General features: G+C 58.7%; 12 protein-coding genes. All 12 read right to left on the bottom strand.

The window, feature by feature from the left end; genetic code table 11:
* Positions 1-137: 137 nt before the first annotated feature.
* A complete protein-coding gene (gene dsrP, locus DRET_RS01190; protein WP_015750700.1) occupies positions 138-1,298 on the bottom strand; it encodes a sulfate reduction electron transfer complex DsrMKJOP subunit DsrP in 1,161 nt (386 codons plus the stop codon).
* Positions 1,299-1,310: 12 nt separating this feature from the next.
* A complete protein-coding gene (gene dsrO / locus DRET_RS01185; protein WP_015750699.1) occupies positions 1,311-2,087 on the bottom strand; it encodes a sulfate reduction electron transfer complex DsrMKJOP subunit DsrO in 777 nt (258 codons plus the stop codon).
* Entirely contained in the window at positions 2,080-2,499 is a 420-nt protein-coding gene (dsrJ, locus tag DRET_RS01180; RefSeq protein WP_015750698.1) for a sulfate reduction electron transfer complex DsrMKJOP subunit DsrJ, read from the bottom strand. Before dsrJ ends, dsrO begins: the two co-directional genes overlap by 8 nt.
* A gap of 4 nt (positions 2,500-2,503) precedes the next feature.
* Complete coding sequence (gene dsrK / locus DRET_RS01175) at positions 2,504-4,108, bottom strand: sulfate reduction electron transfer complex DsrMKJOP subunit DsrK (protein ID WP_015750697.1); 1,605 nt, start codon at positions 4,106-4,108, stop codon at positions 2,504-2,506.
* 3 nt (positions 4,109-4,111) lie between these two features.
* Positions 4,112-5,110 (bottom strand): sulfate reduction electron transfer complex DsrMKJOP subunit DsrM, encoded by a 999-nt coding sequence (gene dsrM, locus DRET_RS01170; protein ID WP_015750696.1) that lies wholly within the window; start codon positions 5,108-5,110, stop codon positions 4,112-4,114.
* Between the two features lie 37 nt (positions 5,111-5,147).
* The gene (locus tag DRET_RS01165; protein ID WP_015750695.1) at positions 5,148-5,717 is read right to left on the bottom strand and encodes an RsbRD N-terminal domain-containing protein; all 570 of its coding nucleotides are present in this window, start codon (positions 5,715-5,717) and stop codon (positions 5,148-5,150) included.
* 296 nt (positions 5,718-6,013) lie between these two features.
* Positions 6,014-6,859, bottom strand: a complete 846-nt coding sequence (gene htpX / locus DRET_RS01160; protein WP_015750694.1) for a zinc metalloprotease HtpX — start codon at positions 6,857-6,859, stop codon at positions 6,014-6,016.
* Between the two features lie 116 nt (positions 6,860-6,975).
* The gene (locus tag DRET_RS01155) at positions 6,976-11,508 is read right to left on the bottom strand and encodes a glutamate synthase-related protein (RefSeq protein ID WP_015750693.1); all 4,533 of its coding nucleotides are present in this window, start codon (positions 11,506-11,508) and stop codon (positions 6,976-6,978) included.
* 385 nt (positions 11,509-11,893) lie between these two features.
* On the bottom strand, positions 11,894-12,256 hold the full coding sequence (locus tag DRET_RS01150; protein WP_015750692.1) for a response regulator: 363 nt from the start codon (positions 12,254-12,256) through the stop codon (positions 11,894-11,896).
* A gap of 168 nt (positions 12,257-12,424) precedes the next feature.
* Entirely contained in the window at positions 12,425-14,530 is a 2,106-nt protein-coding gene (locus DRET_RS01145; RefSeq protein WP_015750690.1) for an ATP-binding protein, read from the bottom strand.
* On the bottom strand, positions 14,523-15,437 hold the full coding sequence (locus tag DRET_RS01140; RefSeq protein ID WP_244147916.1) for a phosphate/phosphite/phosphonate ABC transporter substrate-binding protein: 915 nt from the start codon (positions 15,435-15,437) through the stop codon (positions 14,523-14,525). The genes DRET_RS01145 and DRET_RS01140 overlap by 8 nt, the downstream gene beginning before the upstream one ends.
* A gap of 289 nt (positions 15,438-15,726) precedes the next feature.
* A complete protein-coding gene (locus DRET_RS01135; RefSeq protein WP_015750688.1) occupies positions 15,727-16,455 on the bottom strand; it encodes a 4Fe-4S dicluster domain-containing protein in 729 nt (242 codons plus the stop codon).
* Positions 16,456-16,457: the final 2 nt, after the last annotated feature.

Genomic DNA, 16,457 nt, shown 5'->3' with positions numbered 1-16,457 from the left:
GTGCGGCACCCAGCTGCGTTCCAAGGATCGCGCTCAGCGTCTTTCAGAAGCGCTCTGTGAGCCAAGGCCAAAACGACGACAGCCCATCCCCGGGTGACCAGAGATGGGCTGTCGGGCGTTGGAGAGGCTCGACACGGTCAGACCGCGCCGATCTCCTTTTTGACCCCGATGGCCACCTTCCAGAGCACTGTCAGTACCAGGGCTCCTGTGGCATAAATCATAAGGGCGATCATGAGTTCCGGACCGGTCGGACCGTATTCCGTCACACCATGAAACGGATTGGGAATGAAGCCGCCGACGATCAGGCCCAGCCCTTTATCGATCCAGGTCGCCATGACCAGGAAGACGAGAGCCAGAACCAACAATTCCGGATTGTTCCTAAACCGCGGCGGAATAAGCAGGACCAGGGAGACAACAGCAAAGACGACTGCCGCCCACATCCAACCGACCAGGGCGCTTTGTCCGTGCAGACCGGAAAAGAGATACACCAGCGGCGTATAGTGGCCGGGGATGTTGCTGTAGAACGCGGTAAAGACTTCCAACAGGAAGAAAAAGACGTTCACGCACATGGCGTAGGTGATGATTTTGGCCAGGGTCTGCACCGCTTCCTTGCCCGGATCGTACTTGGCGACCCGCTTGAGGATCAAGGCCAGCAAGAGCAGGATCGCCGGCCCTGAACAAAAGGCCGAGGACAAAAACCGCGCGGCCATGATCGCCGTCAACCAGTAATGCCGGCCCGGCAGCCCCTGGTACAAGAAGGCTGTGACCGTGTGGATACTGAACGCCCAGAAAATGGACAGATAGACCAGCGGCTTGACCCAGCTCGCCGGACTGATCCCCTTGCGTTCAGCCTGCAATGTGGTCCAGCCGATGACGATGTTCAGGATGAGATAGCCGTTCAAGACGATCATATCCCAGAACAGGATCGAATTCGGCGTGGGGTGCAGGATCACGTTCATCAGCCGCTGGGGCTGGCCGAGGTCAACCACGATAAAGCCCAGACACATGATCACCGCGGCAATGGCCAAAAATTCACCGAGGATAATCATGTTTTTGAATTTTTTGTAGCCGTGCAGGTAGTACGGCAAAACCAGCATGACCGCCGAAGCGGCAACCCCGACCAGATAGGTGAATTGGGCGATGTAAAATCCCCAGGACACATCCCGGTTCATTCCGGTGACCTTTAACCCCTGGGACAGCTGCATGAAATAGAAGGTGCTGCCGATCCCGATCAGGGCCAGGAGAAAAATCACCCATGACCAATACCGTTTATCTCCATAAAGCGCTTTTTCCAGCATAAGACGGCCCCTCTATACGATGTAGTAGACACTCGGGTTGGTTCCCAGATCCACCTTGCGCCGGATGGTGTAATTCTCCTTGAGGACCTTGCGGATCTCGGAATCCGGATCGTCGAGGTCGCCAAAGATGATTCCCCCTTCCGAAGCTTCCACGCAGGCCGGGATCTTCCCTTCGGCCAGCCGCTCGGCGCACAGGTTGCATTTTTCCACCACCCCTTTCATCCGGGCGGGAAACTCGGTGTTTTCCTCTTCAATGTGCGGACGGGGGTCGCCGAAATTAAAGCTCCGGGCCCCAAACGGACAGCCGGCCATGCAATAGCGGCACCCGATACAGCGGTGAAAATCCATCATCACGATCCCGTCCTCACGCTGGAAGGTCGCCCTGGTCGGGCAAACCCGGACGCATGGCGGGTTATCGCAGTGGTTGCACAACAACAGGAATTCCTGATTTTCGAGCCGCTCGGCCAGATACGGATTCGGTTGGCCGGGAAAGACGTGCGCGAAGTGGTCCGTCCAGATCCACTTGACTTCCTTGTTGCCCTCTATCTCGGGAACATTGTGGATCTTATGGCAGGCTTCGATGCACCGTTCGAAATCCTTATGGGACTTGAACTTGCGGGTATCGATGACCAGCCCCCACCGTTTGCCTTCCAGGGCCTCTTTGCGCTGTTCATGCTTGGACAGATGCGGCTTGTAGGAGGCCACGGCCGAGCCAGCGACTCCGGAGCCCATGCCGACAGCTGCCGCCATCCCCGCTATTTTTAGGAATTTTCTCCGAGTGTTATCCATGGGACTCCTCCTTAGGCGCACTTTCGGTCCCCTGCTGCTCCTCTTCGGGGGCGATATGGCAATCCCAGCAGTACGGCGAAACCGCCGCCGAATTGTGGCACTTGTCGCAAAATTCCTGTTTGCTGGTGTGACAGTCCATGCAGGTATTTTGCAGGCTCATGGTCACTTCCTTGCCGGTGGTGCTGACATAGATCCGATTTTTTTCACGCACCACGGAATCGCGCCAATCATTAAGCAATTGCATGTGTTCCGTGCGCATGTATTCGGTGGGCTCGATGCACTCCTCCGCGTCCTTGACCTCTTGCAACTCAGGGCGCTCATAAGCGGCGTTGCCAAGATTGAACCAGAAAGGGAAGGTCATCAAACCGACAAAAATGATCAATCCGGTGATAACTTTACCGCCGTCGTACATTTACCTAGCCCTCCTTCTCCGGCAGCTCTTCGCCACGCAGATCGAGCTCACGCTTCTTTTCGCCCTTCATGACCAGGGCGTTGCCCACGAGTTCGTGGACCCCGGTCACGCCCACCTCGGGCACCCAGTACTCCATCAACGGGGGCAGGGTCGCCCGATCGATGGCGCAAACACAGGACAACATGTTCACACCATACTTGTCATGGACGTGCTGGACGGCATTGGCCCGGGGCATACCGCCGCGCATACGCATTTCCATGAATTCGTCGGTGTTCAGGCCGGCGCCGCCGCCGCAGCAATAAGTCTGCTCGCGGATGGTATTGTCCGGCATTTCGTAGAAGTTGTTGCAGACCCCTTTGATCACCTGACGCGGCTCTTCGAGGAGCCCCATGGCTCGGGCCGGGTTGCAGGAGTCGTGGTAGGTCACCTTGAGATGGTCGTTGCGGCTCGGGTCCAGGTTCAGGGCGTTGTGCTGCAACAGGTCGGCCGTAAACTCCGTGATATGGACCATTTTGGTCGAACGGGCATTGTGAAAGACCGTCCCGGTGATCGGGTTACGCGGCACTTCCAGAAAATCAGCCGGACCGTTCATGGTGTCCATGTACTGGTTGATCACCCGCCACATGTGACCGCACTCGCCGCCGAGGATCCATTTGACGCCCAGCCGTTTGGCTTCAGCGTACATCTTGGCGTTGAGGCGCTTTATCATTTCATGGGAGGTGAACAGGCCGAAGTTCCCGCCTTCAGAGGCATAGGTGCTCAAGGTGTAGTTGAGCCCCAGCTCGTGGAAGAGCATCAGATAGCCCATGAAGGTATAGGTCCCCGGATCGGCAAAAACGTCGCCGGACGGGGTGATAAACAGGATGTCCGCGCCCTTTTTATTGATGGGCGGGTCGATCTTCACGCCGGTAATGTCTTCGATGTCCTCGACCATGAAGTCGACGATATCCTTGAACGTATGCGGGGGGATGCCGAGGTGGTTGCCGGTGCGGCTGCAATTGGCAGCCGGTTCCATGATCCAGTTGATGTTGATGCCCACCAGATGCAGCAGTTCGCGGGCCATCATGGTGATCTCGGCGGTATCGATGCCGTAGGGGCAATAGGCGGAACAACGCCGGCATTCCGTGCATTGATAAAAATACAGGAACCACTCTTTAAGCACATCTTCGGTCAAAACGCGCGAGCCGGTCAATTTGCTCATGATCTTGCCGGCCATGGTGAAGTCCTTGCGATATACCGAGCGCAACAGCTCGGCACGCAGGACCGGCATGTTCTTGGGGTCGCCGCCGCCGACAAAAAAGTGGCATTTATCCGCACACGCCCCGCAACGAACGCAGGTGTCCATGAACACCTTGAGCGAGCGGTATTTGTCCAGCCGTTCACGGAATCCCTGATGGACGATTTCCTGCCAGTTTTCGGGCAGTTTCCAGTCGTCATCCAAGGGCGACCATTCCCGGGGATTCGGGAAGCCGAGATATTTCAAATTCTTGGGAGCAGCGGGATAACACCAGGTCCCGGGACGGAACTCAGCCGGTATATCCATCCAATTGCGGCGCGGCGGGGTATGGTTGATATCCGCCAAGTGTTCGGGCTTCGGAAGCTCTGACATTATTTACTCCTTTTCCACTGGGATTCCTGCTTCTTTCATGACGTCACGGAATTCATCCTCGTAAGCCTGGTACGTGTGGACCTTGACCGGGTAGTTCCAAGGATTGGTGTGCCGTTGCATGCGGTTGTTATTGGGCAGATTCCGGGTCGGACTCATGAATACCCCGCCCATGTGCATCAGTTTGGACAGCGGAAAGTAGACAAGGAGTATGCTGACCAGGAAGAGGTGCACATAAAAAATCGCTCCCACCGCTTCAGGCACGACGGGGTTGAAGGTCGCCAGGCCCATGGTCAGTTCCTTGACCGCGATGATGTCCGTCTTGGCGAAGTAGCGCATAAAAATACCGCTCAGAGCGATCCCGAGCAGTAAAAACAGGGGGAAGTAATCGGCCGGCAACGAGATGTACCGGATTTGGGGAACGACCACCCGGCGCACGAACAGATACGTCAGACCGGCAACGATCAACAAATCGGTCAAATACAGGGTCGGGGCCCCGATCTGGAGCATCCCGTCCAGGGCTTCCAGGCCCAGGAAGACACCTGGGACCGGTTCCGTGAAAAAGCGCATGTGGCGCAGGACAATGATCAGAAAAGACCAGTGGAACACCAGGGCGAACAGCCACAGCCATTTGCTGGAGCCGTAGGTCAGCTTGGGTCCTTTTTCCTGGACAAGCTGCAACTTCGTGTTCCGGAACAGGGAGCGGAAAAACAGGACTTCCAGGATCATCCGGCCGATCGTGCCAGCATTTGTCGAGGGATTGTCCAGTTTGTTCTGCTTGATCCACGGCAGTGATTCCTGCTGGCCACAGGTCGTCGTGATCCGGAAGGGAACCGGGGATCGCGCCCAGTCCACCACCTTGTAGACAAACCCGACAACAAAGAGAGCAACCGCCACGTAGGGGATCAGCACTCCAAACAAGAAGTGCCACCCTGCCGCTCCGGCCCCTATCACCGCTACGGCTGTCATGGCCAAAACCAAGACCAGGGAATAAAGAGCATTCATAAACGCCTACCTCACTTCCTCGTACCTGAATACTATTTTAGGGATGTCCCCCACCAGACTCCGGAGTGTCCTCCGGAACCGTCCACACAATATTGGCTTGGCGCAACAAGTTTTTGGTCCGTTGTTGAACCTCATTGGCCTTCATGGACCAGATTTTTTCCCGGCACTGCATGTAGGCGTCAAAGGCCAGCAAGCACAACTGGTCCACCCGCCCCTCAAAGGCGAGCAGGTCAAGGTACAGCCCGTTGTCCAGCGCCTCCTGTCCCACGTTCTCCCGGACCACGTCCTTGAGCAGCAAAAAGAACGAAACCGCTGCCGAGGCGGTGTAGTCCTGGACAGCGCGGACTCTGACAATGGCGTCGACCGCTGACGGCAGAAGATCCGAGCTCTGCTCCAAGAGCAGCTCATCAAAAATGGCGTCGATTTCTTTGTGCAGCGTGTTGCCCACCGGGTTGGCGAACGGGTCCTTTTTGCTGCCGTAAAATTTGGCCGTATCATCGGGATACGTCGCCAAAATACGGTGAAACCACTGCTCGAGCAGTGGCTTTTTATGGGACCGGAGCAGATCGACGAACGGTTGCCCCATATCCTGGGTCGATTGTAACACGGTGTATACCCCTTTGCGTCAGTCAACGGCGGGCCCTGGGAGCCCGTCAATGTGTGCCGAATTTCACATTCGTGTGCTCCGCGTCTTTGTAGACAACCCTTTGCGTCCAGTCAAGACAGGGACACGCTTTGCCCGCTTCAATACGGGAAATTCGCGCCTTTAGGCGAGCGTACCCGGCCCACGACAAAGCCCCTGCCGGACGAGGTGTCCGGCAGGGGCTTTGTGGAAACTGGAGGCATGAAAAAGGGAGTGGTCGCCTTTTTCTGCCCCCCGGAAAATACACCCAGAACGGGGAACTAGCGCATCTGCCGCAGGCGGGCAATACGATCGGCGGTCGCCGGGTGGGTGCTGAAGAGATTGGCCATACTCAGTCCGGCAAACGGATTGACGATAAACATATGGGCTGTGGCCGGGTTGCCGCTTTTCATCCGCGCCTGGTGGCTGTAATTGTCCAGCTTTTGCAAAGCGCTGGCGAGATATTCCGGATTGCCGGACAACCGCGCTCCAGTCTCGTCAGCCAGGTATTCCCGGGAGCGAGAAATCCCCATCTGGACGAGCATGGCCGCAATCGGGGCCACAATGGCCATGGCCAGAGCGATCAACGGACTCCCACCTTCCTCGTCGTCGCCACCGAAACCGCCAAACAGCGCCCCCCACTTGACGATATTGGCCACGAACATGATGACCCCCGCCAAGGTTGCCGCCACGGTCTGAATGAGGATGTCCCGATTCCGGATATGCCCCATTTCGTGGGCCAGCACGCCCTTGAGTTCTTCAGGCGACAACAGGCGCAAGATCCCTTCGGTCACGGCCACGACACCCTGCTTGGGCGTGCGCCCGGTCGCAAAGGCGTTCGGGGCCTGTTCGGGCATCAAAAAAACCCGCGGTTTGGGAATCTCAGCCTTGGCCGCCAACTCCTCGACGATGTTGTGGAGCTGTGGGGCGTCTTCCCGTCGCAGTTCCTTGGCCTTGTACATGGACAGGACAATGCGGTCCGAATACCAGTAACTCCCGACATTCATGGCAATGGCAAAGACAAAAGCGATGGCCAGACCGCCGTTGCCACCGAGCATACTTCCGAAAAGCAGCAGCAGTCCGGTGAGAAGCCCCAGTAAGAGCCCTGTTTTCAGTTGGTTGGTCATCTATGTGTGTCCTCCTGCCCCCAAGCGGGGAAGCTCGATTTCATGAACCAAAGCACTATGCCCAAAGCATGTAAAGCGTCTTGAGCGGAAGTCAATGGCTTGGCCGGAGGTCCGGGTTACTCCGCCTCAACTTCCCGCGATCCCCGCGGTCGGATGGCCACAAAGCGGTCAACGACCCGGTCTGCCAGCGCCCGGACAGCCTCGGCCTCGGCCTCCTGAAAGCTCGCTTCAAGTTCCTGAATATAGCCGGCAAGGAGATCGCGCACATCAGTCGTAGCGGTCTCGTCCATATCGACAATATCCACAAACGCTCCCTTGGAAAGGCGGTGCTGCAAGGCATCGCGGTCAAATCCCCACTCAGGATACAGGCATTGGTAGACGACCCCGCCGGTCATCCCGGCACAGATCCATGGGCCCGGGTCGCCAAGGACGACTACCCGCCCGCCGGTCATGTATTCAAAGGCAAATCCCTTCAGATGGGCATAGGGGGCGATATTGCCCGCCTCCTTTATGGGCCCTTTGATCCGCCCTCCAAAGACGACATCGGCTCCGGAGAGCCTGATACAAGCCCTGGAATCCGCATAATTCTGAACAAAAAACAGCCCGTGAATGGCCCCGTAGGCAAAGCTCTTGCCGGTCGACCCGTCCACGCGGCTGCCCTGCAGGTTGCTTCCCTTGAGTACAGCTACCTTGCCGCCAAAGCTCCCCTTTCCAGTGCCATCCTGCGCCCCTCCGGAGACAATCGTATCAATGGCCGGGATATTGAAGGCGCAGAGGCCGTTTCCTGGAACCGAGGCCTGCAGACGCAATTGCGCCCGCCGGTGTTCCTGCATGCCGTATTCCCGGATCATGGCTCCGGAAAGATAGGTGCCCACCGCCCGGTCGGTGCTGTGTACACCTTCGTCGACGAATTGGACGAGGCCACTGCCGGCAGCGAAACGCTCCAGGCTGAGATCAGCGATGAGCTTGGTCAAAAAATTCAGGGGACGGCGGACCAGATGGGGATAGGTGCAGACCTCCGTGCCCGAAGTGTCAGGCAATTTGAGCAAGGAGGCCGTATCCACCGTCTCCTTGAGGCGGTTTTGGACCAAGAGATCCCGCCGCCCGACGAGGTCCTGCAGCCGATGAGCGCCGAGATCGGCCACCCGCCGCTTGAGATCTTCACCCAGGGCTCGCAGCAGTCGCGCAAGATTTTCCGTCTCTTCCTTGAGATCCAGAGGACTGAACCCTTTGACGCCTTTGGCCTTGGCCTGGGCCGCGTCGCGCAATTGGGTGGAAATCCCCCTGGGACAGCGGTCGAGGTGACACCGCTGGCAACTGATGCATCCGATAGCCATCAGCGCGGCAGTGCCGAGGCCGACCCGATTGGCCCCCAAAAGCACCATGCGCAGGATATCCTTGCCGCTGCGCAGCCCGCCGTCGCACCAGAGCTCGACATGCTCCCGCAGCCCAGCTTCGAGCAGGGCATTGTGCGCTTCGACGACACCGATCTCCACGGGCAGCCCGACATATTTCTTGGCGTGTTCCCGGGCCGCGCCCGTGCCGCCCTCGAATCCGCTCAGATTGATGATGTCGGCGCCAGCCTTGGCCACGCCGACGGCAATGGTCCCCACTCCGCTGGTGACGGGGATTTTGACCGAAACACGCGCGGTGGGCTGGGCTGTTTTGAGTTCGGTTATCAGCTGTGTCAGATCCTCGATGGAATAGATGTCATGGTGGTTGGACGGGGAGATGAGATCTATGCCGGGACGGCAGTGCCGCGCCTGGGCGACCATGTCCGAAACTTTATTGCCGGGCAGGTGCCCTCCTTCACCGGGCTTGGCTCCCTGACCTACCTTTATTTCCAAAAAATCCGAAGAATTGAGTAACTCCATGGACACCCCGAAACGGCCGGAAGCCACCTGCTGACCGCGGTGGGCCCGAAATCGGCCCAACATATCGGGAATCTCCCCCCCCTCGCCGTTGAGGCACACAATATTCGCCTTTTGGGCCGCCCGAGCGTAGGCACGGAAGGAATTTTCGCCCTGGGAGCCGAAAGACATGGCGGCAATGACCACCGGCATGGCGTGCTCCCCGATTCCGATGTCCACCTCGTCCATGGCCAGCCGCTTCCCAGGCTGAGCGGACAGCGGAGCCACGTCCCATATATGGCGCAAAGCCGTGGGATGCTCTTCTTCAAGGGCGTCGAGGCCCTTGGCCAATTCGGCATATCCCAATTGTCCCGTGGCCGCCCCGCGGATCAGACGCCCCACTTTGGGGTTACGCGGAGGATCCTTGTGCAACCGTTCCTGACTGGAGGCATTGAAGGCCTCCACACGCAACCGGGCCAAGCGTTCCAGGGCGGCAAAGTCGAGCCCGCCGGTGATGCCCGCACAAAAATTGGCTGTCGCGAAGTGAGCGGCAACATCCGCGCCCAATCCGACAGAGGCGAAAATCCGCCCGTAGCCGCAGAGTTCATGGATGCCCATGGTGGACATGACCTTTTCCATCCCCACCTGGAGAACGTGCATGGTCCGCTGCACAGCCTCATGGGCCGGGATAGCGGTCCCCCTGGTCTGCAGCGCCACCTGCCACAAAAGGTACGGCGCCACCGCATCAGCGCCGAGGCCGAGCAGGAACATGAGATCGTGGAGGTTGCGCACCGCCCCGGAGCGCACGACCAGTCCGCATCTGCGCCGCCGTCCCTGCCCTTCCAGGGCGGTGCCGATCGTGCTGACCGCCAGTCCCGGATCCACAGGAGCGCAGGCGCGCTCAAAACACCTCTGATCGTCCAGGACCAAAATGGAGGCGCCGCCATCAACCGCCTCGATCGCTTCAGCGGTCAATCCCTCCAGGCGGGCCTGCAGACTTTGCGTCCCGGGGCAAAAACTCGCGTCCAGACTGACAAAGCGCTCTTGTTCGCGCCCCTGGGCGGTGAAAAAGGCCTGAACCTCCTCCAGAGCAACGGTGCCACTGGTCCGGCACAAGTCCTTGTATTCCTCCTGCGTCAGATGATCCTGGACCAAACGGTCCAAAAGCACCGGGGTCTCCAGCATCAACCCCACCGGTGAGCTGTCATTGAGGTGGCGCCAATCCGGCCGGCTGCCCAAGAGGATCCGGGTGGAAAAATGTTCTCCTTCCCGCTCCCGGTCGATGGCCGGGTTGGTCACCACCGCCACTTCCTCTTTGAAAAATTCAGCAAGCGTGGGCAGCGCCTCCTGGCGCAGGCAGGCCAGAGGCGCCTGGTGGCCCATGGAACCGATAACGGGCCGCCCGGTGCGCACAACCTGCTTGCGGATATCCAGGTCATAGTGCTGCCAGCCAAAGGCCCGGAGGGCAGCGAGGGGGACCTCTTCCGGGAGGGCTTCAGATGCTTTGTCACCGCTGTGGTCTTCCGAAAGGGGAATTGGCGCTGTGTACAACGACCTCGTGCTCTCCCAAAGCGTTTGCCGCCGCTTGAGCAGTGCCGCCAACTCACTCTGAATGGCGCTATAATCCTTGACTTCCGCCGGACGGCCCCGTCCCGCGACGATCGCCTTCTTTTCTCCCGGGGCCAGTGGCACAGGGTCGCTCATGGTCAGTTCCAGGTCCACGACCCCTTTTTCCGAGGACAGGTACCAGTCGTAATCGCTTTCACCGAACCACAGCGGTCGCAGGCCAAGGGCGTCGACACTGCCCATACAGACATCCCCGGAGCGGGCCACGACAGCAGCCGGACCCTGGGCCGACGGAGGAAAAAACCAGCGGTACAAGGCATACACATTTTGCAACTCCGGGTCGTATCGCTGGACCAAGGAATCCACGGCAGGAAAGACCATTTCCAGAGCCTCCAGGGGGTCAAATCCCTGGAGATGGATCAACCCCTCGAGGATGCGGTTGAGGTCCTGCGAATCGCTTCCGCCAGGAACTGGAGGGATGCCGAGAACTCGGGCGGCGCTGCGCAATCGTTCTATGGTGTTGATCTCCCCATTGTGCCCCAGAAGCGAAAAGGGCTGGGAACGCTCCACAGTCGGCAGGGTATTCGTGGAATACCGGCTGTGCCCCAGAGTCATGACCGAGCGGGTGCTTTCGTCCTGGAGTTCCGGGTAGACCCGCGGCAAAAGATCGGGAGCCCCCCGGAGCTTATAGACAACCGATTCCACACTGAGCGAGGCCGGGGCCCAGGCCGGGACCTCCCGCTCCAGGGCGAGTTCGAGGTCAAAAAGGGTCCGACGGGCCTGTTGCCGGTCGCCATCAGGCACCAGACCGGCGATCTGCCAGAAAAATGGCGCCTCCGTCTGGCCCCGGGGACCGAGTTCAGCGCTGCGGGCGCCGTCCTCTTTTTCCACAAGGATCTCCAGATCACGTTGGGCAAAGACATCACGGGCCCGGCGCTGGAGGTCACCAACATCACGGGCTTGGTCTTTGGGCAACAGGAGGTGGCCCACAAAAAAACGCCGGCTTTCAGCCAGATGCCTGGACAAGCCCTGACTTTCCAGATGTCGGCCCCAGATCGCTGTCGGGATATCCGTTGTGATCCCGCAACCGTCCCCCTCGCCATTGATGTCCCCTGACCGGTGGGCCATGTGTTTCAAGGCCTGGATGGTCCGAACAATGTTGGCGTGGGTGGCTTGACCCTGTTTGTTGACCAGGGCGATGATCGCACAGGCGTCTCGTTCAGCTATAGACATGAGCGCGTCCTCATTCAGGCGGAGCGTTTTCCGGCTCAGGTGGCGGCACGGGCGGCGCGGTGTTTGCCCGACCAAACAATTTCCAAGGGGCCGTTCGAATTCAAGACTGCCCCTATTGTGTACCCCAAAGCGCGGTTGGATGCAAAAGCTGCCATACCAACCACCTCCCGGCCAGTTGAAAAGCTCACGCTGGCAAGCCAGGGCTCAAAATCCTCACCTGGGCAGGCCCGCCTCACGCGACACCCAGGATCGCCCCCCGCTCCTTAGATAGAAGAACCTGAAACTTCTATCAAAAAAAGCACGCAAATGCCCCTGGGGCCGTCCCCGTTTCCAGGAGGCGAACGCGGCTCTCGGAAACGGAGACGGCCCCAGGTTTGCCACCACACTATGCCTCGGCCAGCACCTCGGCGACCTTTTCCTCAAGCTCGTCCTTGTCGATGGGCTTGACGAGATATTGCTTGGCCCCCAACTGCAGCGATTCCCGAGCGGTTTCCAGGGTCGGATAGCCGGTGAGCATCAAGACCTTGGTCTGCGGGGCGATGCGCAGCAACTCTTCCAACACTTCGACCCCGCTCATTTTCTTGAGCTTCATATCCAAAATGGCCACATCCACCTGCGCCTCGCGCACATGGGCCAAGGCCTCTTCTTCTTCGGTGAAGGCATGCACCGAATGGCCTTTGCGTTCCAGAATACGGCGCACCAATTCCCCGGCATCCGAGACATCATCAAGTACCAAAATCTCCGCCATGATCTCGCTCCTTTATCAGGACCGCCACAAGCGTGTGCCGGTCGCTCTCGATCGCTGTTCCCAATCAAGCTTGCGGGCTGTCAGCTCCTGTGGTTGTAAACTGGGAATTCGCTCCCAGCCGGGAGGCGCCGCCCTTCGTTTTCGGGTTCCACCGGCACGGCTCGCCGGTCATGCAGAGCTCTGTTCGCTGCGCACCACATGACGGGTGGCCTCCTCGCATTCATCTTCGGGCAAGACGTCATCGACCACCGGCAATTCGATAATAAACACCGTGCCAGCGCCGATTTGAATCTGCTCTTCCATTTCCGAGGGCATGTATTCGTTGGGCGCCGGACTCAAGGCATTGATCCGCCCGCCATGGTCCTTGATGATCCCAAAGGTCACCGAGAGCCCCAGACCGGTTCCCTTGCCCACCGGTTTGGTACTGAAAAAGGGATCGAAAATCTTGTCCAGATCATCCTCCCCGATACCGGGACCGGTATCGGCCACGGTGACCACGACCCGGCGCCTGTGGGCGCACAATTTGGTGCGCACAAAGATAAACCCGTCCTCGCCTATGGCGTCAAAGGCGTTGTTGAACAGATTCATCCACACCTGTTTCAAACGCTCCTTATCCGCTTCGATGGGCGGGATATTGGCGTCGAAGTCACTGCGAATCCAGACTTTATTCAGACTGAAGGTGTGTTCGACCAGGGAAATGACTTCCCGAATGGAATCGTTGAGTTCCATCTCCGCCCGGGTAAATCCCGACTGCCGGGAAAAACCGAGCAGATCAGCCACCAGCTTGCGGCAGATCCGGGCCTGCTTCTCAATGGTTTCCAGATCGGTACGACTCTGGGTCCCTTCCTCGAAATCTTCGAGCAAAAGCTGCGTATACCCCAGGATGATGCCCAGAGGGGTATTGATCTCATGAGCGATCCCTCCGGCCAACCGCCCGAGATCCTCCATTTTTTGCGAATGTACGAGTTGTTCCTGGTATTGCTTGACCACGGTGATGTCCCGGGCTGTGAGAAGCAGACCCGTAATCCGATCCCTGTCGTACACCGGTACTTTGAGAATATGGAACCAGCGCCGGTTGCGCTCTCCGGCCACGGCGATCTCTTTGGACAGCGCCTCTCCAGTGACCAGAATCTGCTTGTCTTCATGGTAGTTCTGGTCGGCCTGGGCTTCGGAAAAAATATCAAAATCGGTCCGGCCGACAATGTCTTTTTCTTCGAGATTGAAATACTTGCAAAACGCTTTGTTTGCGGCCTGGTACACCAGATTCACGTCCTGCAGACTGACCAGATCCGGGGTAACGTCGAGGATGGTGCGCAGCAACTGCCGCTGCCGGGCCATATCCTGGCGCGCCGTCTGGATCTGCCCCAAATAATCCTTCAACGTGGCGGCCATGACATCGAAGGCCTCGGCCAATTCCTGGAGTTCGTCCCCGGCACAGCGTCGGTAAACCGGGCAATGGCGGCAAGACGAAAGTTTGTCGGGGTAGCCGCCCGGACCGCATTGGGGGCACAGGGTACCAGCCTGATACCAGCAACGCAGCCGTTTCTCCCCATACGCCGGGCAATTGCCCATCTGGCAATCCATGATTTCCCAACAATTGACCCGATTGTCCTCAGAGCTGACAACGTCCAGATTCCCTTTAACGATTTCTTCGGCACAATCACGAAGCCGGGCCAGGCGGCGGGCAACGGTTCGGGCAAAAAGGGAGACCAGGACCAGTCCGAAGGCAATGGCTGCAAGGGTCAGTCCCAGCCCGACCATCCACAACCGGGTATAGGTCTTGGACACCGCCCCCCGGGAGACCCCCACCCTGACCCACCCGATCCGGTCACCCTCGATAAGCACCGGCGCGGCAAAATCGTCAATCAAACCGGGTTGACTGCGCAACAATTGACGGTGACTGCGGTTGTCCTCAGGCATATTGGCTGCAATAAGCTCAACCGGAAACCCGCGCTCAAAGGAATGGGCCAAAACCTGGTGCGCCGCGTCAACGACAAAGGCATACTCAGCGTTTTCTGTGCGGGCGGTGACTTCATCCACCATATTCTCCAGCCGGAGCAGATCCGTAGCCAGCAGGGGTTCCGCCGCCCGTCGCGCCAGATTGCGAGCCACGGTCTCGCCGAGTTTGTGGTGCTGCTCAAGAAGGGAATGCGCGGCCATGTCCGTGAGCAGGTGCCCCAGGAGCAAGCCAAAGACAAGAACAATCGCGGCCATCCCCCACCCGAGTTTGCTCCGGAAACGCAGGCGGCCAAAGGGCCAGCGCCAGCTAAGCATCACCTTCCACTCCAATAGTGCGCATCAACGCACGCACCGGTTCGTAATCGGCGTCGCTCGAGGGAATAATGGCCTTGAACCCCGCCCTGTCCAAAATTTCCTGGTCCCGCGGGTGGGCCAGGTCCAGATCCAGCAGGGCCTGCCGGATTTTGGCGATGGTCTTGTCCGGTAGCCCCTTGCGCGCCGCATAGACCCAGCCGGGGTACCACGGGGTGTGGGCCAGGATCCGGAGCTGATCGACGTCGATGGTGTCCTTGACAATGTCCAGGGTCCCTTCACGTATCGACCCGATATCGTAGCGGCCCGCAAAGACCGCCAGGGCCACTTTCTCCTGTTTGCCGCCCGGACCGGGGGCGAAGGCGATTTCGGAAAAATCCTCTCGCGTCAGGCCGTGCTCGAGAAAGACGCCGAGATCAAAAAGATACCCGCCAGCCGAATACGGATCCACCGCGATCCAACTCTTGCCCCGGCAATCGGCGAGGGAGGTGATGGCCTTGTTGTCCCTGCGACAGATGATCTGCCCCCGGAACTGGGCCCGGCCGTTGGGCTCCACGATACGCGCGAAGGCCCTCGCCCCGAATTGTTCGGCGATCTTGGCGTAGACCATGGGATTGGAAAACGAGATATCGATCTTGCCCTGAGCGACCATGTGGATGTGTTCGTCAAAGGTGTCGGGATAGACTTGACGAATCGGCAGGCCGGTGGTCCGGCGGAGATACTCCACCAATTTGTTGTGCCGCTGGTAGGACACCGTATGCGAGTATTGGGGCAAATAGGCGTAGGTCAGCGCCTCCCGCTGGGGCTCTAGACGGAGCTCTTCACGTTTGTCCCAATCCACGTGCACAGGGGAATCTTCCGTATCGCACCCGGCGAAAGCTCCCAGACAGAGGACCAAAATAAAAGTCATTATCGACATTGCGTTACGAAACGTGCGCACAGGCAGCTCTCCTCCGTTCACGGAATGCGCTTGGCGGTTCCTGAACAGCCCGGTACCGTCAAACGCCCCTCTCGACTGGGCCGAGAAAATGGATGGGCCCTGGAATACGACGAGAAACCACTCTTGCCGGTCTTCTGGAAGCGGCCGTCAATGCAGAAATGACACTATACGCTTCCGGTTTCAAGTACAGCCCGCAAACACCAAAGGCCCCCGCCGGAGCAGGGGCCTTTGGTGACGATGGAGGTACGTTTCAGGACAATCAACCGAGCATGGTGGTGACCGGTTTGCGCAACCTGGCCAGCAATTCCTTGCGCGTGAACTGCCGCAACGGGGCGGCCGAGGCCACGGCAAATGAATGGTATTGCTCGGGCTTACGGGCGTAGAGGTAGATGACCCGGACCGCTTCGGCGTCGCCGAGAACGGCCTCCGGATACCGTTTCTGCACGGTCTTGAGCCGCTCCTTGGCCAGGTCCATCATTTCCTCGCGGTCGCCGAAGTTCATGGCTCCGGTCGGACAAACCTGGACACAGGCGGGCAACAGGCCGTTTTGGACCCGATCCAGGCACATATCACATTTGCCCATGATCTTGGAATCGGCGTCCTGCCGGGGGATATCATAGGGACACGAACCACGGATCTCCATGATATCCAGTTTTTTCGTCCGTTCGGTGAAGATCACCGCTCCGGTCACGGGATCCTGCAGAATGGCCTTGTCGTCGTACATGTCCGCAGTGAGCTTACACGGCGGATCCACGCAATGACGGCATTGTTCCGGAAAGAACAGCCAATCCTGCATCCGGCCGTTTTGAGTAATCTCCTGAAACCGGACCAGTTTATAGGTGATAAACGAGAGATCCTTCGGGTTCTGGTGCGAACCCCAATTCCGGGTCTCTTCCGCCGGCAGCTTGTGCCATTGCTTACACGCCACTTGGCACCCGCGGCAGGCGGTACAGCGCGTCAAGTCTATAAAGAAACTCTTGCCTTGCATAA

Source organism: Desulfohalobium retbaense DSM 5692 (genome assembly GCF_000024325.1).
GTDB lineage: Bacteria > Desulfobacterota > Desulfovibrionia > Desulfovibrionales > Desulfohalobiaceae > Desulfohalobium > Desulfohalobium retbaense.
The sequence above is the reverse complement of the archived record's forward strand: the minus strand, read 5'-3'. Positions and strand labels throughout refer to the sequence as shown.

What these genes read in the sequence shown, in the direction of transcription:
- dsrP (WP_015750700.1), bottom strand. Translation starts at nt 1,298, where the DNA reads ATGCTGGAAAAAGCGCTTTATGGAGATAAACGGTATTGGTCATGGGTG.
- htpX (WP_015750694.1), bottom strand. Translation starts at nt 6,859, where the DNA reads ATGACCAACCAACTGAAAACAGGGCTCTTACTGGGGCTTCTCACCGGA.
- dsrK (WP_015750697.1), bottom strand. Translation starts at nt 4,108, where the DNA reads ATGTCAGAGCTTCCGAAGCCCGAACACTTGGCGGATATCAACCATACC.
- DRET_RS01145 (WP_015750690.1), bottom strand. Translation starts at nt 14,530, where the DNA reads ATGCTTAGCTGGCGCTGGCCCTTTGGCCGCCTGCGTTTCCGGAGCAAA.
- DRET_RS01140 (WP_244147916.1), bottom strand. Translation starts at nt 15,437, where the DNA reads ATGACTTTTATTTTGGTCCTCTGTCTGGGAGCTTTCGCCGGGTGCGAT.
- dsrM (WP_015750696.1), bottom strand. Translation starts at nt 5,110, where the DNA reads ATGAATGCTCTTTATTCCCTGGTCTTGGTTTTGGCCATGACAGCCGTA.
- DRET_RS01150 (WP_015750692.1), bottom strand. Translation starts at nt 12,256, where the DNA reads ATGGCGGAGATTTTGGTACTTGATGATGTCTCGGATGCCGGGGAATTG.
- DRET_RS01155 (WP_015750693.1), bottom strand. Translation starts at nt 11,508, where the DNA reads ATGTCTATAGCTGAACGAGACGCCTGTGCGATCATCGCCCTGGTCAAC.
- DRET_RS01135 (WP_015750688.1), bottom strand. Translation starts at nt 16,455, where the DNA reads ATGCAAGGCAAGAGTTTCTTTATAGACTTGACGCGCTGTACCGCCTGC.
- dsrJ (WP_015750698.1), bottom strand. Translation starts at nt 2,499, where the DNA reads ATGTACGACGGCGGTAAAGTTATCACCGGATTGATCATTTTTGTCGGT.
- dsrO (WP_015750699.1), bottom strand. Translation starts at nt 2,087, where the DNA reads ATGGATAACACTCGGAGAAAATTCCTAAAAATAGCGGGGATGGCGGCA.